The organism is Pseudoalteromonas sp. S3431 (assembly GCF_000690035.1).
Taxonomy (GTDB): Bacteria; Pseudomonadota; Gammaproteobacteria; order Enterobacterales; family Alteromonadaceae; genus Pseudoalteromonas; species Pseudoalteromonas fuliginea.
This window is the reverse complement of record NZ_JJNY01000031.1, coordinates 34833-55001: the sequence shown is the minus strand read 5'-3', so window position 1 is coordinate 55001 and position 20169 is coordinate 34833. Positions and strand designations below refer to the sequence as shown.

At 38.2% G+C, this 20169-nt stretch carries 19 protein-coding genes; 9 read left to right on the top strand and 10 right to left on the bottom strand.

The window, feature by feature from the left end; translation table 11 throughout:
• Positions 1-5: 5 nt before the first annotated feature.
• The 4 genes from DO88_RS11400 to DO88_RS11415 form a co-directional block, all read right to left on the bottom strand.
• Positions 6-686 carry a ChrR family anti-sigma-E factor gene (locus tag DO88_RS11400; RefSeq protein ID WP_033038849.1) on the bottom strand — a complete coding sequence of 227 codons (681 nt, stop codon included), beginning with the start codon at positions 684-686 and terminating at the stop codon, positions 6-8.
• Positions 679-1302 carry a sigma-70 family RNA polymerase sigma factor gene (locus DO88_RS11405; RefSeq protein ID WP_033038846.1) on the bottom strand — a complete coding sequence of 208 codons (624 nt, stop codon included), beginning with the start codon at positions 1300-1302 and terminating at the stop codon, positions 679-681. The genes DO88_RS11400 and DO88_RS11405 overlap by 8 nt, the downstream gene beginning before the upstream one ends.
• A 68-nt stretch (positions 1303-1370) precedes the next feature.
• Positions 1371-1949 (bottom strand): LON peptidase substrate-binding domain-containing protein, encoded by a 579-nt coding sequence (locus tag DO88_RS11410; RefSeq protein ID WP_033030193.1) that lies wholly within the window; start codon positions 1947-1949, stop codon positions 1371-1373.
• Between the two features lie 235 nt (positions 1950-2184).
• The gene (locus DO88_RS11415) at positions 2185-2457 is read right to left on the bottom strand and encodes a hypothetical protein (RefSeq protein ID WP_007376333.1); all 273 of its coding nucleotides are present in this window, start codon (positions 2455-2457) and stop codon (positions 2185-2187) included.
• Between the two features lie 302 nt (positions 2458-2759).
• On the opposite strand from DO88_RS11415, the gene DO88_RS11420 reads away from it, so the two are divergent.
• On the top strand, positions 2760-4451 hold the full coding sequence (locus DO88_RS11420) for an alkaline phosphatase D family protein (RefSeq protein WP_033030191.1): 1692 nt from the start codon (positions 2760-2762) through the stop codon (positions 4449-4451).
• Positions 4452-4515: 64 nt separating this feature from the next.
• Here the strand turns inward: DO88_RS11420 and DO88_RS11425 are convergent, their stop codons facing one another.
• From DO88_RS11425 to DO88_RS11435, 3 genes are all read right to left on the bottom strand, one after another.
• A complete protein-coding gene (locus tag DO88_RS11425) occupies positions 4516-5994 on the bottom strand; it encodes a cellulase family glycosylhydrolase (protein ID WP_033038844.1) in 1479 nt (492 codons plus the stop codon).
• Between the two features lie 322 nt (positions 5995-6316).
• Positions 6317-6670, bottom strand: coding sequence for a hypothetical protein (locus DO88_RS11430; RefSeq protein WP_033038842.1), 354 nt, complete (start codon positions 6668-6670; stop codon positions 6317-6319).
• 93 nt (positions 6671-6763) lie between these two features.
• Positions 6764-9115 (bottom strand): TonB-dependent receptor, encoded by a 2352-nt coding sequence (locus tag DO88_RS11435; protein ID WP_033038840.1) that lies wholly within the window; start codon positions 9113-9115, stop codon positions 6764-6766.
• Between the two features lie 219 nt (positions 9116-9334).
• Between DO88_RS11435 and trhA the strand changes: the two genes are divergently transcribed.
• The 4 genes from trhA (at position 9335) to DO88_RS11455 (ending at position 12685) form a co-directional block, all read left to right on the top strand.
• Positions 9335-9964 (top strand): PAQR family membrane homeostasis protein TrhA, encoded by a 630-nt coding sequence (gene trhA / locus DO88_RS11440; RefSeq protein WP_033038839.1) that lies wholly within the window; start codon positions 9335-9337, stop codon positions 9962-9964.
• A 226-nt stretch (positions 9965-10190) separates the two neighbouring features.
• On the top strand, positions 10191-10964 hold the full coding sequence (locus tag DO88_RS11445; RefSeq protein ID WP_033038838.1) for a DUF2971 domain-containing protein: 774 nt from the start codon (positions 10191-10193) through the stop codon (positions 10962-10964).
• A gap of 245 nt (positions 10965-11209) precedes the next feature.
• Complete coding sequence (locus tag DO88_RS11450) at positions 11210-12169, top strand: SIR2 family protein (protein WP_033038837.1); 960 nt, start codon at positions 11210-11212, stop codon at positions 12167-12169.
• Positions 12170-12328: 159 nt separating this feature from the next.
• Positions 12329-12685 (top strand): hypothetical protein, encoded by a 357-nt coding sequence (locus DO88_RS11455; RefSeq protein ID WP_033038836.1) that lies wholly within the window; start codon positions 12329-12331, stop codon positions 12683-12685.
• A 243-nt stretch (positions 12686-12928) separates the two neighbouring features.
• Here the strand turns inward: DO88_RS11455 and DO88_RS11460 are convergent, their stop codons facing one another.
• Both DO88_RS11460 and DO88_RS11465 read right to left on the bottom strand, forming a co-directional pair.
• A complete protein-coding gene (locus DO88_RS11460; protein WP_033038834.1) occupies positions 12929-13240 on the bottom strand; it encodes an MGMT family protein in 312 nt (103 codons plus the stop codon).
• The gene (locus DO88_RS11465; protein WP_033038832.1) at positions 13230-14126 is read right to left on the bottom strand and encodes a LysR family transcriptional regulator; all 897 of its coding nucleotides are present in this window, start codon (positions 14124-14126) and stop codon (positions 13230-13232) included. The genes DO88_RS11460 and DO88_RS11465 overlap by 11 nt, the downstream gene beginning before the upstream one ends.
• Positions 14127-14248: 122 nt before the next feature.
• Between DO88_RS11465 and DO88_RS11470 the strand changes: the two genes are divergently transcribed.
• Positions 14249-15331, top strand: a complete 1083-nt coding sequence (locus tag DO88_RS11470) for an efflux RND transporter periplasmic adaptor subunit (RefSeq protein ID WP_007376342.1) — start codon at positions 14249-14251, stop codon at positions 15329-15331.
• A gap of 2 nt (positions 15332-15333) precedes the next feature.
• Entirely contained in the window at positions 15334-18402 is a 3069-nt protein-coding gene (locus tag DO88_RS11475; RefSeq protein ID WP_033038830.1) for an efflux RND transporter permease subunit, read from the top strand.
• Positions 18403-18510: 108 nt separating this feature from the next.
• Here DO88_RS11475 and DO88_RS11480 read toward each other — a convergent pair whose 3' ends face one another.
• Positions 18511-18843, bottom strand: coding sequence for a PBPRA1643 family SWIM/SEC-C metal-binding motif protein (locus DO88_RS11480; protein ID WP_033038827.1), 333 nt, complete (start codon positions 18841-18843; stop codon positions 18511-18513).
• A gap of 344 nt (positions 18844-19187) precedes the next feature.
• Here DO88_RS11480 and DO88_RS11485 point away from each other — a divergent pair, with 344 nt between their 5' ends.
• On the top strand, positions 19188-19538 hold the full coding sequence (locus DO88_RS11485; protein ID WP_232224796.1) for a putative quinol monooxygenase: 351 nt from the start codon (positions 19188-19190) through the stop codon (positions 19536-19538).
• A 181-nt stretch (positions 19539-19719) separates the two neighbouring features.
• Positions 19720-19887, top strand: a complete 168-nt coding sequence (locus DO88_RS19095) for a hypothetical protein (protein WP_232224795.1) — start codon at positions 19720-19722, stop codon at positions 19885-19887.
• Positions 19888-20169: the final 282 nt, after the last annotated feature.

Genomic DNA, 20169 nt, shown 5'->3' with positions numbered 1-20169 from the left:
TTCTCTTAGTAAATCAAATTACCTATTGGATTTAGTAACTTGCTGAAGCCCTTATTAAAATGTAGCGCACTACTAACAACTGTAAAGCACAAACACCCGTCTTTCGTTAAAGGTGTATGCTGATGACTACCATCTTGCCATATAAAGTCGCCTGGTACGTAACTACCATCTTCGTCACTAAACTCACCATCTAGGAGTAGAGTAACTTCAAATCCAGTATGCGTGTGCTCTGGTATTTCACCACCCGCATCAATGTGTAACAGGCTAGAACGTAGCGGACCATCATCAAGCGAAACTCGAGATCGCGCTAACTTACCAACTTGTGTAAATTTACTATGAGAAATACGCGTTAAAGCACGTGGAAGCTGGTAGTTATGTTCATTTACTTTAATAGAAACAGGCTCTACCTCATAAACTTCGTCGATAGAATCATCAGATGTGATCATATCAAGAACATTCAATTCAAAGTCTTCAAATAACTCAGATTGCTCAGTTTGAACTATCTCAAATTGGACTGGCTCTTCACTAAATAACGCGTCTGCATTACTTGCTTCAATTTTAGCGACTTTAGCTTGGCACACAGGGCACATATCTACATGTATAGAAACGGCTAAACTCAGTGATGTAGCAAGTGATGCATCGCAATACTGTGTCAGTAGAGTTTCACTCGGGTGATGTTTAATCATGCTGATCTCCCATTTCATTACGTAATTTTTGCAAGGCCAAACGTAACCGTGATTTTACCGTGCCTACTGGAATGTTAAGTTGATGTGCAAGTTGCTCTTGCGACATATCTTGAAAATAAACGCCTCTTACCACTTCACGTTGAGCGATTGGTAGCTTGTCTAAATAGCGCTTAATTTGCTTATCTTCTAAATGATCACTGTATTCGTGATGTGTATCTTGTGATTCGTTTAATAACGGCCAAATATCTTCGCTTATGTTTTCTTCTTTGTTACTTTTCATTTTGCGAAGCATATCGAATGAAGCATTACGCATAACGGTATAAACCCACGTAGTCGCTGCACCTTTATCACTGTGATACAAATGTGCTTTACGCCAAACAGACGTTAACGTCTCTTGAACAAGCTCCATTGCTTGAGCTTCAACACCAAACTGCTTAATTCCAAAGCGTTTAATTTTTGGCGCAAAATATTCAAATAAATAGGAAAACGCTTTTTTGTCGCGTGATTGCGCAACGTCTATAAGCGCTTGCATGAGCTCTTTACTCGGCGTATCTGGCATGGCAGTGTACTTACCTGTATTAGGTTCACAACGTGGTGACTGTTGTTGACTTACCATAATAATTTATCCCGTTATTGCTTTTGTATTAAGTAATACGGGCAATAATTAATTTAGGATCATAAAATTTAGGCAAATTCGTTATTAATCACAGTATGGAGGAAATTCAGTAAGTTATCAAAGTTCGTTTCAAACGCAAGTTGCTGTTTTTTCTCGATAGAAATAGGCAGGAGCTCAAGCCAACGTGCTGCAATCCAAGGCAACTTGTCAAAATGAGTTTTTTTGTACAGTAAACTAAGTTCCGGATTACTTTCAAAGACGTTTAAAAGCGCATCATGTAATAGGTAATGTTTGCCAATTGGGTTGTTAATGTCCTTGTACCAATAAGGCGTCTTACAAGGCGATACCAGCCCATGTCGCAGTTCGTCTTCGTCTTGGTAAGCATCATTAATTTGCACGTTTTTAGATGCATATACATCAATTAATAATACATCGTTATCGTCTTGATCAAAATCGATAATATCAACAAGACAACCTTGCGCACTTATATTAAAAGGCGTGTCATGCTCGAATGTACAAAGCACAAACCCTGTATTATTTTTTAATGCGTTTTTAACCATATTTAAATAGCGAGGCTCAAATATGCGTAATCGCGTATAACCTTCAGGTAACATAAAAATGGGTAATGGAAAAATCGCACGTTTCATAAAGTCTACTTATTTCAAACACTCTGCCTTTACTTACGTGCGCTTTTGCTAAGTCGATCAGCTTTGCATGAATCGAATTAATTACCTACTCCACCATTGGTTAAATATTAAACCAGCTCCCCATGCTTTTTAGTACTTGGACTGAGTAATATGCACTTATCATACTGGCTACTGGCGCTAACATTAAAGCAAATAACCCAAATTCACTGCTCATCGTTTTAATCCTTTAAATGGTTTATTTAACGTTTTTAACACTCGCGTCAGTATTTTTAGACGCAGTATTCTCGGTTAAAACAGCCTCATCTAATATTCCAACTAAAACAGTTTTAGCATCAAAATAAAGCGTTTCTTTTAATGACTTTTCAAGTTCGAATGTTGTTTGCTTAACGTAGCTTGTTACACTTTGAGCTAATATATCAGTAACATCTAGGTCCACTTCTGTTGCGTGTACTTGCGCAGAACCTAATACTAATAAACTTGCCATAGCGATTTTAATTGAATGTTTCATAATGGTATTCCTTGTTTGTATATTGTTTGATTAGACGAAGTTATATAATCAAGGGTTGTGCCAACATGAAAATAAAAATTAAAGTATTGTAATTAAATAGGTTTTTATAAATTTAATTAATTTCAAAAATTCACACTCTATTAATCTAACCACTTAATTTTATTTTTTGACCAATATTTGGTTAATAATTAAGATCTATTTACCCACGTTAATAAAAGTCACAGTAAATACATTTAGCGTTTATAAAAACGTCATATCTAAACGTTAAAGTTCCATTACTATAAATAATTGAAAAGTGCAGTATGTCTATCTTATCTCGTCGTGGTTTTTTAAAAACATCAGTAGCCAGTGTATTTACCGTTGCTATTTCCAGCGCTATAACAGGCTGCGCTCAAACACTAGCTGACAGACCATTATCAGCAATTGAGTTTAAGCATGGTGTTGCCAGTGGTGATCCGCTCAGTAATGCTTTAATAATTTGGACGCGAGCCACAACCTCTCAACCATCTTCCATTGCGACTGTTTCATGGGAGCTGGCAAGTGATCCTGATTTTAAAAATATATTACGCAGCGGTTACGAACAAACAGATAAAAGCCGCGACTTTACTATAAAAATAGACGTGCAAGATCTTGCACCAAATACCGAATACTTTTACCGTTTTATGGGTTTGCAAACACAAAGCCCTATAGGCCGAGCTAAAACACTGCCAATAAGTAATGTTGAACAAATAAAAATGGCTGTTGTGTCGTGCTCAAACTACCCTGCTGGGTACTTCAATGCCTACACTGATGCCGCCAAGCAAAAGGATTTAGATGTAGTACTGCATTTAGGAGATTACATTTACGAATACCCAATGGGTGGATACGCCACTGAAAATGCTGAAAAAATTGGCCGCCAATTAGCCGCCGATAACAGCGGTGAAATTATTACTTTAAGCGACTACCGCAAACGCTATGCAATTTATAGAACAGACAAAGGCCTACAAGCACTTCACGCAGCAGCGCCTTTTATTGCAATATGGGATGACCACGAAGTTGCTAATGATACATACAAAAATGGCGCGGAAAATCACAACACTAACGAAGGTGATTTTTTTAAACGTCGTGCAGCGGCTATTCAAGCTTATTACGAATGGCTGCCAATTAGACCGCCTATGGGCGAACAAAGCCCGCAAATATATCGCACGTTTGATTTTGGTAATTTAATAAGCTTACACATGCTAGATACTCGCGTAATAGCACGCGATAAACAACTCGCCTACAGCGATTACAAAAACTCCGAGACCAAGCAAATGGATATTGCGCGCTTTGTCAGTGATTTAAATAATCCAAAAAGGCAGTTACTAGGTAAAACACAACTAAACTGGCTCACGAGTGCAATAACTCAGTCAAATGCAAAGTGGCAAGTATTAGGGCAGCAAGTACTCATGAGCAAAATGTGGCTGCCTACTGAAATATTCTCGCAATCCGATCGCACTAAAATCCCGCTGGTATTAAAAGAGCTTGTTGCCATTAAAAAAGCCGTGTTAGCTAATAAAGCGGTAACACCCGCGCAACTCGCACGCGTAAATACTTTAATGCCTTATAATTTAGATGCGTGGGATGGTTACCCAAGCGAGCGCGAAGCATTATACAAAAGCGTTACCGCATTAAATAAAAAGTTAGTAGTGGTTGCAGGTGATACGCACAATGCGTGGCATGGCACATTAAAAAATGCAAAAGGCGAAAGTGTGGGAGTAGAATTTGCAACACCTGGTGTTACATCCCCGGGTATGGAGCATTATTTAGCGCTTAATACAGCACAAGCAAAGCAGATGGCTGACTCGCTTTCATTGTTAATAAACGACTTAAACTATTGTGACTTATCACACCGTGGCTATATGTTGCTTACAATCACTAAAGAGCAAATCACAACCGATTGGCGCTATGTAGATAACATAAGCTCTCCAAGCTACAACATTGCTGCTCAACACCAAAGTGTCTATAAAGGCTAACATTTTGTATAAAAAGAGAAGGTAAACACATTATTTACCTTCTCGTTTATTTTATTAAACGCGCTTAATTACAACTATAAAGAAGCGTCCACGAAGCATCACTTCCTGGAAGGCTGTTTGTATACCAATTTGCACTGTATGCATTGCCTTGATATTGTATTTTGTCGTCGGTGTTATTGTGTGTAAATGGACCGGCCGAATAATCCTTTTTCACCCAATTAGGGTATGTATTAATACCATTACAATCGGTTGAACTCACAACACTACATCCATTTGCATCAACATTTGTACCTGCGGGTGTATCTGGGCACTGATCAATATCATCATTCACTCCATCATTATCCGCATCACTTTGTGGTTCAACTACTTCAACAGCACAACCCACATCATTAACAGTTTCCCCTGCAGGTGTATTTGGACATTGATCAACACTATCGCTAATACCATCAGCATCGGCATCAGTTACCGCACAACCAATACTATCAACCACTGTATCTGCAGGAGTATTATCACACTGATCAAGGCTGTCACTTATACCATCGCCATCAGAGTCTAAAGCAACGGTACTGCCACCCCAACCTTGAATGATCTCTTTAACTTTAGTGCCTGAAGCGGTTAATGAATTCCAACTGCCGCCAGGGGTGAATAACGAAGCCCCTTCGTTTTTATCGTTTAAAGCCCAGTTAGCGTGGCTAATATTGTTTGTTTTAAAAAATGCCATCCATGCATCAGTTTCATTAGCATTAACACCACCATTGCCATCAGCATTAACTGTTCCCCACTCTGTAGCAAATAGTGCAATGCCGTTATCGAGTGCTGTTTGTGCTTTATTTCGATACGATTGACCATGCGTGCCAGCATAAAAATGCAGAGTGTAAGCAATATTGGCGCGATCTATCGGGTTTTGTGATGCCACATCAACATCTTGCGACCACGTAGGCGTACCAACCACAATTAAGTTATCAGGATCGATTGCTCTAATTTTATCAATAACTGTTTCTGCGTAAGGCTTAATATCGTTAGCCCATGAAATTTGTAACGGCTCGTTATAAATTTCATAAATAACATTGTCGTACTGCCCATATTTGGTAGCTACGTCTTCAAAAAAGCGAACTGCAGTCGCCTGATCTGTATGTGCTTCATGGCTATGAAAGTCAATAATAACGTACATATCCTCAGCAATAGCAGCATTTACAACAGTATCAAGACGGCTCATATTGCCATCCCAGTCATAATTTAAGCTACCACCAGCACTTGACCCATGGCCTATTGCCGCGCGAATCAATGTTGCATTAAATTCAGACTTAGCACGTGCTACTGTTTCTGCGGTATAAAATTTTTCAGCCCCCCACCCCGTGTTACTCCAGAATAAGCTGGTACCTGCAAAGCTCGTATTTTCACCACCAGCAAGAATTTGATTACCACTAACCGTTAATTTCTCAACAGCGGCATTAGCCATTGTTGAACAACCTAATAATAAAGCTAACGATAAGCTCGTCACTTTAAAGTTCCTTTTGTTGTGATTAATTAAACTGTTATCCATAATATTTCCTTAAATTGAAGTTATCAGTCGTCATTTCGCTGATGTAATAAAGTAAAACCGCAAAAGCAATACAAAGTAATTGCCAATTATATTTTACGTAAGTTAAAAGTACCAACTTATTATTAACATTAACTGAACAAAAAAATTCACGAAGCACTGCCGTGAATTAGGAAAAGGAGAATAAAAGGCATGTTTAACGAAGTTCGAAGATTTTGTCGGGGATATATTGTTTTTTACACTTTTTTTACATTAGGTAAAAATAAAATGTTTAAGTAGAGTAAATAGGTAGCCATCGATTAAGAAACACCACCTTGCATACATTTTAGTCAATTATATTGGGCAACACCTTACGTCCTAAACGATAGGCATCTGCAATACTCAATATCCAAATAACAACCATTAAAGGTACGTACTTATATTCAGCGAGCTGAGCGCAGGCGTTAGATGGTTGTTGCGCGGCTTTTAAAATAGCCGTAACCGACATGGGGATTTTTCCGTGTACAATTTCATTTGCAGTACACTGTGCAATCGCAAATATATCTTGAAGGGTTAAAATTAAAAGAACAGAAAAAACACCCGCAAAAATAGCGCCTATAAGGTGTTTTTTTAAAGAAAAATGCCCCGCTCCAGGATAAACAATGGCGGTAAGTAAAGCAGCTTTAAGATCTGGTTTCATATTTATCCAATATAGAAATTACACTTTTTAAAGTGGTCACATAAAAAAGCCACTTTGCAGTGGCTCAATTAAAATATCAAGTAGTTAAATGTATTATTGTCCACCAAACCCGAGAGTTAACTCAATACCAACAAAGCGAGGTGCCCCTGCAACAAATGTTGGGTTGCCAAATCCCCCTCCAGTATTACCTGCATCAACTAAATACTCTTTATCTAATAAGTTACTAGCAAATACACTAACAGCCCAGTCATCACCATTTGCGATACCTAAGCGCGCACTGACTAATCCAAGCGCTGGTTGGCTAATATCTAAGCCTGATATTGGCGCATTTGCTGGCTCAAAAAACACTTCAGAGCGGTAGCTATATATTAAAGAGCTCGTTAAATTAAGTGAGTTTGACAATTCTGTTGAATAAAACAGCCCCGTACTAAATGTCCACTCTGGTTGTAATCTAAATTTATTGCCAGCGAGGTTACCGTTATTACTGTCATCATCTATTTCAGCATCAAGGTAAGCCGTATTGGCAAATACCTCAAACTCATCATTAATTAACGCCCTTACTTCAACCTCTGCGCCAACATTAGTGGCAGAGCCCGCATCTGCAGAAAACGCAACGCCTTCATCATCCTGTAACGTAACCTGAAAGTTAGAGTAATCTTGATAAAATACAGCGACAGAGTAATCTAAACGCCCGTCAAGCGCTTTGCCTTTAATACCGGTTTCGTAGTTCCAAATAATTTCCGCTGGGACTTCTGATATAGAAGCTTCAACACTCCCTTGTTCATCGTTAGCCGAACTTACTTCAAGTACTTCCGAACGACGCCCTTTTGAAACAGTCGCATACATATTTGTAGTAGGGTTTATTATATAAAGCGCATTAAAACGTGGCAGCCAATCATCATAATCAGCATCGCCATAGAATGTTTCACCATTTGTATCAACCGTAAACAATGGCGCTTGTGTTAAAACACTATTGGGTGCTGCAGAGCTATAACCACTGCGCTTTTCTTCTTTTATATAACGAAGACCCGCTGTTAACTCTAGTGCCTCAGTTGCAGCATAAGTTACATCAGCAAACGCTGAGTACGCTTTGTTTTCACCATAGTTTGTAAACTCTAGTGAATATGGCAACTCGTTTACTACACCACCTGTTAATACTGGCGTTAAAATATTAACGCTACCATCATTATTAATACAAGGAACACCTGAGCCCAATACGCCTAAGCAATTTAAAAATATAGACTCCTCTGTACTAAATGGAATACGCTGGCTACCATCTTCTTCAAAGTAACTCACACCAAAAATACTAGTGAACTTATTCTGCGTATAAACAGCGCGTAATTCTTGGCTAAATTGATCGCCCTCAGCAGCTTCTGCAAATTCTAAAAACCATGCTTGCGTACCATCAGCATCAAACACTTCTAAAGAATCAAAATTACGCCCTGCAGTAATTGAGGTGATTGTTAAATCGTTACTTACATCCCAATTTACAGTCAAATTTAAATCGTTAACTGTGCGCTCCACACCTAAGTCTTTTTTTCCAAACACAGACTCTGCATACGGACTACCTGGCATTTCAACAAAGCTATATGGACTTGTATCACCACCGGTGGGTGCATAAAGCCCATTTTTAAAAGATGTACCCGAGTCATCATTTTTTTCATACGTATACACCAAATCAATCGTTACATCGTCACTAGGTGTAATACGTAAAGACGGACGATAAGAAAAACGCTCAATAGCATGCATATCATCTTGCTTAAACCCAGCCGGATTTTGGGAGTTACTATCTCCTGCAATATTTTTTATAAACCCATCACGTTCACGATAAGTAAAAGCAACACGGCCTTGCAATAAATCATTGCCACCCGTTACAAAGCCACTAGCACCTTTGGCTGAGTAATTACCAACGGATGCTTTTAATTGAGCCGAAAAATCTTTTTCTGGTTTGCGTGTTGCTACACTAATAGCACCTACAGAAGCTGCTGTTCCAAACAGTGTTGCTTGTGGTCCCTTAACAACTTCAATTCCTTCTACATCAAAAAGCTCAAAGTATGAGCCACGAGAGCGTGATACATCTGCTCCGTTATAATAAATAGACACACGAGGGGATGATTGAGACGACCCACTATCAGACGTAATACCACGAATTACAAAGCCCGGGTTGTTAGGGCTTTGCTCTTGAATAACAAGCCCTGGTGTTATTTCAGATAAAGTGTCTAGTTCACCTATACCTAAGCTTTCTAAAAAGTCGCCATCGTAGGCACTTATTGTTACAGGCACATCTTGTATTGATTGGGCACGCTTTTGAGCAACAACCACTATTTCATCAAGTTCTTTATTTATGGTTTGATCTGCAAAACTATTTGTTGATGTAACGCAAATCATCGCAACAGACAATTTAGTAAGTTTAAGAAAAGGCCGTGTTGTTAATTTATTTTTCATGTTTTTCACTGTTCGTCCGGTTAATTGTTTTTAGGAATTACCGGTAATCTAACGAACTATTACGACTTTTTTACGTCTTATTAATTACGCATTGGTTAAATTGATGTTTCAACTTTATGAAAAACAATAAATTATTGTATTCATATAAAAATTATAATATTGAAAAACTCAGCGTACACTTGTACACTAAAATTCATTCAAATAGTGGTAGGATCTGTTATGTCGTTAGAAGCGCCCTATTCTAAAAAAGAAGAACAACTAAACGTAATTAGCCATGCACTTGGTATTGTATTTGCCGCATTTGTTATGTGGGATTTATTTAGCCAAGCCACCAGCACTAAAGCGTATATTAGTACTGTAATTTATGGCAGCAGTCTATTTGTACTGTTTTTGTCGTCCACTTTGTACCACGCCAGTATTCAACCACGCTTAAGAGCTTTTTATAAAAAGTGCGATCACTGCGCCATATACTTATTAATTGCCGGCACCTACACTCCCTTTTTATTAATCTCATTAACTGGTGCTTGGTCATGGGCAACACTTACATTTATATGGACTGTGGCACTGGCGGGCGTTGCGTACAAAGTATTTGTAAAAAACGGTAATAAAAAAATATCACTCGCCACCTACTTACTCATGGGTTGGTTTGCACTGGCTATTGTATATCCGCTTTATTCAAGTGTTGATGTAAAAGCACTTTACTGGCTACTTGCCGGCGGTATTTTTTATAGTTTAGGCACTTTTTTTTACAGCGCTAAAAGCACCCAATTTAGCCACGCAATTTGGCACTTATTTGTTATTGCTGGGTGTGTTTGCCATTATATTTCAATTAGTAATTATGTTTATTAGGCAGGTAAAGCCTATTTGAATGGTCTGGTTTGAGCGATAACCAGTCGTTCAGGTGATTCGTCATTAACTTAGTCAGAATAAGAGGAAACTTTCCTCTTGTTTAAATGTTTACATAAGCCGCATAAAGCATAATATTTATTGCTGGCAATAGCTTACACTATTTGCTATTGATATAAGTTCATAAAATAAGGATATTTTCGCGCTTAAATAGGGTTATGTGGTTCAAATGAAATTAAAGCTATATAAATACTTAGGCTATGACGAGGGAGCTAAAGCTTTACTCGAAAATGGGACACTAAAATACAGCCATTTTAGTGAATTTAATGATCCTTTCGATTGTGTGGTTTCATATGATATTAATGACTCAATCGAATATTATAAATCGAGAAAAGATCTATTTAAAACTGTTGGAGATAAGCTTAAATTAAGCCCGTCAGAAAGAATTTCCAAAAGGAAGCAATTGTTAAAAAATTTTGAAAATTCAATTCGTAATGGTGAATTCCATAAAAGCCTAATGGATCCAATAGGTATTTGTTGTTTATCTTCAGTGCCTGATAGCATCTTAATGTGGTCACATTACTCTAATCACCATAAAGGAATTGTTGTTGAATTTGATACTTTCCAAGATAAATATGCTCAGTTGTATGAGGTAGAAAAAAATCTAATTGGCTATCCGATCGTTTACCAAGAAACTATGCCCAAAATTAGTGTTAGAAATGGGAAGGATGGTTTTGCTGCGGTTGAAAGTACAATATTAACTAAGTCGCCAAGCTGGGGATACGAAAAGGAAGTAAGAGTACTTTCAACTAACTCAGGTCCTGGAATTCACAAATTTGATCACTCTCTTATATCGAGGGTTATTGCTGGCGTAAAAATGTCTGATGAAGAATACACCGACTTAGTTGACAGAGTTAAGAAAATTAATTTAACTAAAAATTTGTCAATCAAAGTAGTTAAAGCAAAAATGAGTCCAGATAACTATAAACTGATTACCACATAATGTGGCGTTACCAATGTTTGGCACATTTGCCAAGTTCGACTGTGAACGAAAAGTGGACGCTGATAAAAGTTAAACTTGCTCCTGTTTTGATGCGAAAAAACTAGCTTAATTCTAGCTATTTTAATTATTTGTTTACAAGTGTAATTGTTGGTGAAATTATCAAAGTATATAATATATGTCGTTTTAGTGGGTTATAAACTACAAAAAATGGTGTTCAGTTAGATGGTATAGCTACGGAGGGATATGTGGCACGTTCAATATTAATTACAGGTAATGGCATTGGCCTTGCACTAGACCCTGATTACTTTTCTTTACAAAATGGACTTGAAAGTGTCTGGAGCAATACTGAACATCTGAGCAACGAACACAAAGATTTAATTCTAAGTGCGATAGAAGGAACTACTGATGAATTACCTCCGAGTTCAGAAGATCAATTAGATAAATTGCAAGTGGCAATTGTTGCTACTGAGTTTTTGAGCAATTTTGAAGTTAGCGGCACTTCATGGATTTCTGAACCCGCGAAAGAGTTACCTTCTACATTTAGAAAATATATCCATGAGGTTGCTCTACATTATCAACGCTCTGGACAAAATTTACCTAAAGCATTTGTTGAACCATTATCTGAATTTGTTAAAAATACAAAAACTCATGTTGTCACATTAAATTATGATAATTTGCTATACGATGCATTTATAGCTGAGAAAATCCTCAATGGTTATAACGGAGCATTAATTGATGGTTTTTGGAGTTCAGGTTTCGATGAGGGGCATTTAGATCGACATAATGTAAATAGGCATGGTTGGTATATGCATTTGCATGGTTCACCGTTATTTGTTGAAAATAGTAAAGTGATGTATGCCGGCAGAGACTTTTTAGATCCAGAAGATAAATGTCATATAGTTTTAACTCACGTCGAACATAAGCCATTGATTATCGGATCATCTCATATATTGAGCGCCTACTGGCGTAGGCTTGAAAAAGCATTTGAAGAATCATCGCAAATTATTTTGTTCGGTTACTCGGGTTACGATGACCACTTGAATAATAGAATAAAACTAAGAAAAGATGAAAAAGAGCTTCTAATTGTTGAGTGGGAAGGTGCTGGCTCCGAGCATGAGAGAAAAAGGTTTTGGGAGACTAAAACAGGATTTAATCGTTTCGAGTTAGTAAGGCTGGAAAACATTTTAGAGTTTACAGGTTGGTAGCTATATCAATTGCTAGAACGATCAAAAATAGCTGGCTTTTTCACTTTCCTCGCTAATTGTAGTCAGCTATTTTGTTGTCGTTTAGCAAGCGTTAGGTTTTAAGATGTAGCCGAGAAAGCTTTAAAGGTTTTTCTAAAGGTTAAGTATTAAAGGAAAATTATGAAAATATTAATTTCTATTATTTTTTTATTCGTGGTTGCTTCGGTGTATGGAAGTACTGAGTGGAGCGATGAGGAAAAAAACAAAGCTGGGTGGAAATATGCAAAACAGATAGAGTGTGCGGAGCTAGCATTTTATTCAAATGATTACAAAAAATCTGAAATTCATGAGAAAGAAGCAAATAAAATCTTAAATGGAATTATTGCTTCAGGAAAAATGATAAAAGATGAATTTTCTGGGTATAAATCGCGTGCAATTGGGGTCACAGAAGGTATAGAAAAGACCCTTCAGATTTATGATAAAAACTATCCATCTGAATATAAAAAAGTTTATTCATTTTTTAGGTGTCATTCGTAGAATATACCTATCGAGGTGTTTCACCGTCAGCTATTCAGCTATGTGGCACTCTCCAGCCACTCGACAACATAAAATATTGATAATAATTGATAAGATCTTTTACTGTGTCGGATGGCGTGGCTTCGCCACTTATCCGACCTACGTCAAAATGTAGGTTGGTTAAGCAGAAGGCGCCACCCAACAAAGTTTTAGATTCACGCCTCGAGGTCAGCAGCTGGCACTTACCTGCCCATAATAGTCATATCACTCCCAGCGGCACTCGCGCATATTCACTTTGTCGTTTTTAAACAGTACGCCTTCTGATAATAACTTTTCGCGTTGTTCTTGGTATTTTTCGCTACCTGCAGGAAACGATATTTTACCTTGGCTATTCACTACCCTGTGCCAAGGTATAACCGAGTCGTTTGGCATCATTTTTAATAAGCGCCCGACCAACCGTGAGTTTTGCGGATAACCAGCAAGAGCTGCAACTTGCCCGTAGCTTGCTACTTTTCCTGTTGGTATGCCTGCGATAACAGTATAAATGAGTGTTTCTTTATCAATATCAGCGTTCATTTAAATACGCCTCACTAAGTACTTTAAATTGCTCCCATATAGTGCGCGCTACAGGGCCATGGTGCACTGCATGTTGTCTAAAGGCTCTAATTTGTGCACTAAACTTATGCTCACGGTCAGTTATGTGTATTTCTTGAAGTAAGCCTGCTTTTATTTCAGGGTCGCAGTGCTCTAGGCTCATCATTGCCCAACCTGCGCCTGAGAGTAAAAACGATTTTAAGGTCGATACATCATCAATTTTCATCATGGCGGAGCCTTTTGAGTACGATAGTCTGTCACTGTCGATACTCAAATCACTTTCAAACATGGCTAAACACGGATACGTTTGTAGTTCGCTATAGGTTAGTTTTTGAGGGAGTGCGCCTTTAGCGCTAACAATGCCAATATCGAGCCTGCCTATGGGTACGCTTTCTAAATCGCCTGTCGCGTGAAATAAATCAAACCACGGGCCAATGCCTAATTCAGCTTGCCCACTGTTTACTTGCTCTAACGAAATAAAGCGCTTCCCGCTTGTTAAGCTAAATTCCGTGCTGGTAAACAACCTAAAAGTATTACTTATGATCTCGTTGTAACTTTGCATATGGCAAAGTTGTTCGTAACAAATTCTAAATTGGGGCTCATTCCCGAGTGCTAATTCTTTAGCAAGCTGTGCTAACTCGCCGTTCGCATGCAGGAGTTGCTGCGCCTCGCGGTGAAAAATACGCCCTTTTTCAGTAAGCTGTAATCGGTACTTACTTCTATCTAGTAACTCAAATCCTATTTTTTCTTCTAGTTTTTTAATAGCAAGTGTAAGCGCGGGCTGCGTTTTATGTAGCTTTAGTGCTGCCCCACTTAAGCTTGCGCTTTGCACTATGGCATCTAAAATTATTAATTGATTCAGCTTCATATACCGCTCTGCAACATTATAAGTAAAACTTATTGAGTTTCTAAAATTTAATGATTTTTATTTTATATGTTTGCAGCGTATGCTGCACTTAATTATTTTGCCATTATTGCAACGGAGAAGACATGAAACTCTTTCGTCTATGTTTATTAACAACGACCTTACTTAGCTTAATAGCCTGTTCTGAGCCAGAACAACAAGTTAAAGAAGAGCCCATTCGCCCTGTTAAATTATTCAACATAGGTCATGATTCTCAAATTAACATTCGCAGCTTTCCTGCTGAAGTTGTTGCAAACCAAGGGTCATACCTTGCTTTTAGAGTAAATGGCGAGCTTGTAAAATTTCCTGTCTTAGCAGGCGAACATGTAGAGAAAGGCCAACTATTGGCAAAGCTCGATCCTGAAGATTTTGAATTGCAATATGATGATAGAAAAGCTAGGTATGAACTTGCAAAATCTCAACTTAACCGGATAGAACAATTATTTGAAAAACGAATTACTAGCCAATCAGAGCTCGATAAAGCAACTGCTGATATGCAAGTTGCTGAATCAGCATTCAAAATAGCTGAAACAAACCTTGAGTACAGTGAATTACGTGCTCCTTTTAGTGGCATCGTCGCTAAAGTATTTGTTAAAAACTTTGAAAATATTCAAGCGAAGCAAAATATATTACGCTTAGAAACCCGCGATTTAATGGACGTTGAAATACAAGTTCCTGAAAAAATAGTTGCACGCTTTAATAAAGGCACTAGCTACCAACCTACTGTTAAATTTGACGGTTACGACGACAAAGAATACACCTTAACGATAAAAGAATGGGATACGCAAGCAGACCCTGCAACACTTACTTATAAAGTTGTTTTTTCTCTGCCTGTACCCGATGACTTTAATTTACTTGCTGGCATGACAGGCAGTGTACTAATTGATTTGAGTAAAGTAACTAACTCACAAGTTGCTTACACAATTTTACCTATCGAATCCGTTTTTTCTGATCCTCAAGAAACCATTAAAAACAATGCATATGTTTGGCTTTACGACGAGCAAACAGGTCAGGTTCATAAGCAAGCGGTAGAAATTGGTCAACTTCATCGCGACGGCATTGAAGTACTAAGCGGCATTAAAGAAGGTCAAATAGTTGTGGCTGCGGGTGTACACTCAATAAAAGAAGGAATGAAGGTACGCGCGTGGAATAAAGAGCGAGGCTTATAATAATGAGCTTTGCACAACTTTCTATAGAAAAAAAAGTAATCAGCTGGATGTTTACGTTGCTGCTATTAATTGGTGGTAGCGTATCGTATTTTGATTTAGGGCAATTAGAAGACCCTGAATTTACACTCAAAAAGGCCATGGTTATAACCATGTACCCAGGTGCTTCACCGCAACAAGTTGAAGAAGAAGTAACCTTCCCAATCGAAAATGCGATTCAACAATTACCTTATGTCGATTATGTAACGTCAATTTCGTCAAATGGAAAATCGCAAATTACAGTAGAAATGAAAAGCACTTACCGTAAAGAACAACTGCGACAAATATGGGATGAAATGCGTCGTAAAATTAATGATCTCTCCCCCTCATTACCTACCGGTGTCTACCCAAGTATAATTTTAGATGATTTTGCCGACGTATACGGTGTGATGTATTCGGTAACAGGCGATGGCTATTCGTATGATGAACTTAAAGATTACGTAGACTATTTAAAGCGCGAGCTGGTACTTGTTAAGGGGGTTAGTAAAGTTACCGTTGCTGGAGAGCAGCAAGCACAGGTTATGGTAGAGATATCGACTCGTAAATTAGCGCAATTAGGCATAGCTCCTAGTCATATATTTCAACTTTTACAATCGCAAAACACGGTATCAAACGCGGGTAAAATTCGCGTAGGCGATGAATCAATCCGTTTTCATCCAACGGGTGAGTTTAAAAATGTAAAAGAGCTTGAAACGCTACTGATTTCAAAAACAGGCGCAAGTGAGCTAATTTACTTAGGTGATGTAGCCAAGGTACACAGAGAATATGCCGAAGTACCAAGTAATATTATTCGCTACAATAATGAACAAGCATTATTAATAGGTGTGTCATTTACCTCTGGTGTTAACGTGGTTGATATAGGCAAGCATATAGATGAACACTTGGCATCGCTTGAGTATCAACGACCACATGGCATTGATATTAGTTCGGTATACAATCAACCTAAAGAAGTTGAAAAGTCAGTTGATGGATTTATTATCAGCTTGGTTGAAGCTATTGCGATTGTAATTGTGGTTTTGCTTTTGTTTATGGGGCTAAAAAGCGGCATTTTAATTGGTGGTATTTTACTACTGACCGTACTAGGTACATTTATATTTATGAAGTTGTTCGCTATCGATTTACAGCGCATATCGCTTGGGGCACTTATTATTGCACTAGGGATGCTGGTTGATAACGCAATAGTAGTAACCGAAGGCATACTAATAAACCTTAAACGTGGCCAAACAAAACTCAAAGCAGCAGTTAATATTGTTGAACAAACAAAGTGGCCTTTACTAGGTGCAACAGTCATTGCGGTAACCGCATTTGCACCAATAGGTTTAAGCTCTGATGCCAGTGGTGAATTTGCCGGTAGCTTATTTTGGGTGCTGTTTATTTCGCTTTTATTAAGTTGGATAACAGCTATTACATTAACGCCATTTTTTGCCAATTTGATGTTTAAAGAAACTCAATTCAAAGGCGAAAATGACCAAGAAGATGAAGACCCATACAAAGGCTTTATTTTTAATGGCTATAAGGCTGTATTAGATTTTTCTCTACACTTTAGAAAAACCACGCTTATATTAATGGTTGTTTTACTGTGTACTGCGGTTGTTGGTTTTGGCTCTGTAAAACAGTCATTCTTTCCTGCCTCAAATACACCTATGTTTTATGTAGATTACTGGCAAGCACAAGGTTCTGATGTTCGCTCAACCCTTGAGGGAGTTAAACAGCTTGAGGCGTTTTTACAAAAAGAAGAACTCGTTGAAGAAGTAACAAGTACCACAGGGCAAGGCGCACCGCGCTTTATGCTTACCTACGCGCCAGAAAAGTCATACCCAGCTTATGGGCAATTGATTGTTCGTGTTGCCGACAGGGAAGCTGTTGCCACTATAATGCAAAAAGTCCGTGATTATTCAAATCAGTATGCGCTTTCTGCACAACTTAAAATTAAACCAATGGAAATTGGTCCTTCTACTGATGCAAAAATAGAAGCCCGTTTTTCGGGCCCTGATCCTGTTATTTTAAGGCAACTGGCCGCTAAAGCCGAAGAACTGATTGGTAACGATGATGGCGCATACAATATTCGTAATGACTGGCGCGCACGTACCAAAATGATTCGCCCACAGTTTAACGAACAAAAAGCACGCCGCTTAGGCATTAGCAAATCAGACTTGGATGATATATTACTCACCAGTTTGTCAGGTAAGCAAGTAGGTGTATATCGTGATGGTACGCAGTTGCTGCCTATTATTGCACGATCCCCGGCTAACGAGCGCTTAAACGTAGAAAGCGTTCAGGACCTTCAAATATACAGCCCAGTACTTGGTGTATTTGTACCAGTAACCCAAGTAGTAGACGAGTTTATTGTACAATGGGAAGACAGCCTAATAATGCGCCGCGACCGTAAACGTACTATTACTGTGATGGCCGATCATAATGTACTCGGCGATGAAACCCCAGCTAAACTATTTGCGCGTATTCGCGGCCCAATAGAGAATATGGAACTGCCACGTGGTTACCAACTGGAATGGGGCGGCGAGTTTGAGTCATCAAGCAAGGCTCAAAAAGCAATATTTGGCTCTTTACCATTAGGTTACTTAGCTATGTTTGCAGTAACTGTATTATTATTCAACTCAGTTAAGCAACCTTTGGTAATTTGGGCAACCGTGCCTCTTGCTATTATTGGCGTAAGTGCAGGGTTATTGATTATGAATACACCATTTAGCTTTATGGGTTTGCTTGGTTTGTTAAGCTTAAGCGGTATGTTGATCAAAAATGGGATTGTGTTGGTCGATCAAATAAATCTCGAATTAAGGAAAGGTAAATCGCCTTATGAAGCCGTATTTGACTCTGGTGTGAGTCGTGTACGCCCAGTTGCTATGGCCGCTATAACCACTATTTTAGGTATGATCCCGCTGCTATTTGACGTGTTTTTTCAGTCAATGGCGGTAACCATAATGTTCGGTTTAGGCTTTGCCACCATACTAACCCTCATTGTAGTGCCAGTACTTTACACGGTTATATTTAGAATTGATTACGAACCGCGTAAGTAGTTAAACATCTAATCGGTTAACATAAAAAATGCCACTGGCTCAAGGTCAGTGGCATTTTTATTTAATACCGATGAAAAAAGAAAGGCCACATATTGAGTGGTTAATAAATTAGCCGCAACACTTCTTATATTTTTTTCCGCTACCACATACACAGGGTGCGTTACGCTCTGGTACTTTATCAAATACTTGTGGTATTGACTTGCTAAGCGCAAAGTCTAGTTCGCGAATATCTTCTGGTACATCTGCTTTAACTTCAATCGAAGCAAACAGCGAATGCTCTGCTAATATTGCTTGTACTTCAGATTGTCGTTCAGCCGAGTTTACAATTAATGTTAGCGGATGTAACTCTGTCCCTGGCTTGGCAGTACGTTTTGGTGCAAATCCATTACTGTTATTTTTACCCATTATGTCGGGCTTACCCATAAAGAAAAACTTTGACATGCTACTTCTATAACCTTTCTACATTATTAAGACGGCGCATCTTAACAGCTTACCCTTCATATAACTAAGTGTACTTGTAAATAGCTTAACAACACGTCTATATAGCAATTTTAACTTAAAAATTTAAATGGCCTGCAAAATAGGCTAACTATTATTATATACATTTACTATAAACTGATTAAATAAATGCGGTTATTATCAATATTTAAATACTCTGTACACTTAGCTTCGTTATCTAAGCACTTACCAATTAAGCGATAGGTATGCTAACTAGGGCGATAGAAATTGCCTTTAACTTTTTAGCCTCACTTATACAGAGGCAATTTATTTAAGTAGAGAAAGTCATGTTTAAAAATTTTGGATGGATAGTAGAAGCTAAACTTAATGCTGGTGAACTTGAAAACTTTAAAGCGGTGATGAATTCACAAGTAGAACGTGCAAAAACAGAGCCTGGTACACTAAATTACCAATATTACATGTCTGACGATGGCGATATTATGGTTTATGAGCGCTTTAGAGATTTAGAAGCATCGCATATACACATTCAAAACTGGGATGATCATGCAGAGCGCTGGATTGCTGCAGCAACACCAACACGTATGGTTCATTTGGGTGATTTACCTAAAGAACTAACCGATAAACATGCTGCATTGTCACCACTTCTATTAAAGCCTCTAGGTGGTTTTGCAAAGTAAATATGGATAAATACTAAATTCGTAATATAGTTAAATGCCACTGACTAAACTCAGTGGCATTTTAGTATCTAACTAAATATCATGGAAAAGCCTTGGAAAATTTAAAACCGCGATACTAATAGCGGGCAGCGTTTTTATACTTTTTGGTTATTTACGCTTTATAACTGACGAGAATGGTAACGTGAACTTAAACAACTACCGATTTACAGGTGGTTTAGTACTGGTGATTTCAGGCATGGTTGATGGCACACGCGACCTTGTTAAGCGCCTGCGCTCTAAAAACTCGTTATCGGCGATTGCTGTTTATTTAGGTATACTCTTATTTTATATTGGCTTTAGCATTTTATAAGTGAATACCCTTTGACCTTTAAGCAACTCTTCAACAGCGCCCTATTACTTTTAGTAACAGCACCTCCGCTGGTTCTACTTGCATAGGATGAACAAGCCGATCCCGCATTTATTCCCAACGGTATATATAACACCTTAACATTTACGTTATTTCCAATAACGGCGATAGTGTTGTCGATTGTTTTATTAAGGCACCTATATAAAAAATATAATAATAATGTTGAATTTAAACATACAGTTAAAAATTATATTGCTGAGCATGGGAAGTTCCGAAGCGCATTTA

Excerpts from the sequence above, each read along its gene's own strand:
- DO88_RS11475 (WP_033038830.1), top strand. The coding sequence starts at position 15,334 with ATGAGCTTTGCACAACTTTCTATAGAAAAAAAAGTAATCAGCTGGATG.
- DO88_RS11480 (WP_033038827.1), bottom strand. The coding sequence starts at position 18,843 with ATGTCAAAGTTTTTCTTTATGGGTAAGCCCGACATAATGGGTAAAAAT.
- DO88_RS11445 (WP_033038838.1), top strand. The coding sequence starts at position 10,191 with ATGAAATTAAAGCTATATAAATACTTAGGCTATGACGAGGGAGCTAAA.
- DO88_RS11485 (WP_232224796.1), top strand. The coding sequence starts at position 19,188 with ATGTTTAAAAATTTTGGATGGATAGTAGAAGCTAAACTTAATGCTGGT.
- DO88_RS11400 (WP_033038849.1), bottom strand. The coding sequence starts at position 686 with ATGATTAAACATCACCCGAGTGAAACTCTACTGACACAGTATTGCGAT.
- trhA (WP_033038839.1), top strand. The coding sequence starts at position 9,335 with ATGTCGTTAGAAGCGCCCTATTCTAAAAAAGAAGAACAACTAAACGTA.
- DO88_RS11455 (WP_033038836.1), top strand. The coding sequence starts at position 12,329 with ATGAAAATATTAATTTCTATTATTTTTTTATTCGTGGTTGCTTCGGTG.
- DO88_RS11465 (WP_033038832.1), bottom strand. The coding sequence starts at position 14,126 with ATGAAGCTGAATCAATTAATAATTTTAGATGCCATAGTGCAAAGCGCA.
- DO88_RS11425 (WP_033038844.1), bottom strand. The coding sequence starts at position 5,994 with ATGGATAACAGTTTAATTAATCACAACAAAAGGAACTTTAAAGTGACG.
- DO88_RS11435 (WP_033038840.1), bottom strand. The coding sequence starts at position 9,115 with ATGAAAAATAAATTAACAACACGGCCTTTTCTTAAACTTACTAAATTG.
- DO88_RS11460 (WP_033038834.1), bottom strand. The coding sequence starts at position 13,240 with ATGAACGCTGATATTGATAAAGAAACACTCATTTATACTGTTATCGCA.
- DO88_RS11410 (WP_033030193.1), bottom strand. The coding sequence starts at position 1,949 with ATGAAACGTGCGATTTTTCCATTACCCATTTTTATGTTACCTGAAGGT.
- DO88_RS11405 (WP_033038846.1), bottom strand. The coding sequence starts at position 1,302 with ATGGTAAGTCAACAACAGTCACCACGTTGTGAACCTAATACAGGTAAG.
- DO88_RS11420 (WP_033030191.1), top strand. The coding sequence starts at position 2,760 with ATGTCTATCTTATCTCGTCGTGGTTTTTTAAAAACATCAGTAGCCAGT.
- DO88_RS11415 (WP_007376333.1), bottom strand. The coding sequence starts at position 2,457 with ATGAAACATTCAATTAAAATCGCTATGGCAAGTTTATTAGTATTAGGT.
- DO88_RS11470 (WP_007376342.1), top strand. The coding sequence starts at position 14,249 with ATGAAACTCTTTCGTCTATGTTTATTAACAACGACCTTACTTAGCTTA.
- DO88_RS11430 (WP_033038842.1), bottom strand. The coding sequence starts at position 6,670 with ATGAAACCAGATCTTAAAGCTGCTTTACTTACCGCCATTGTTTATCCT.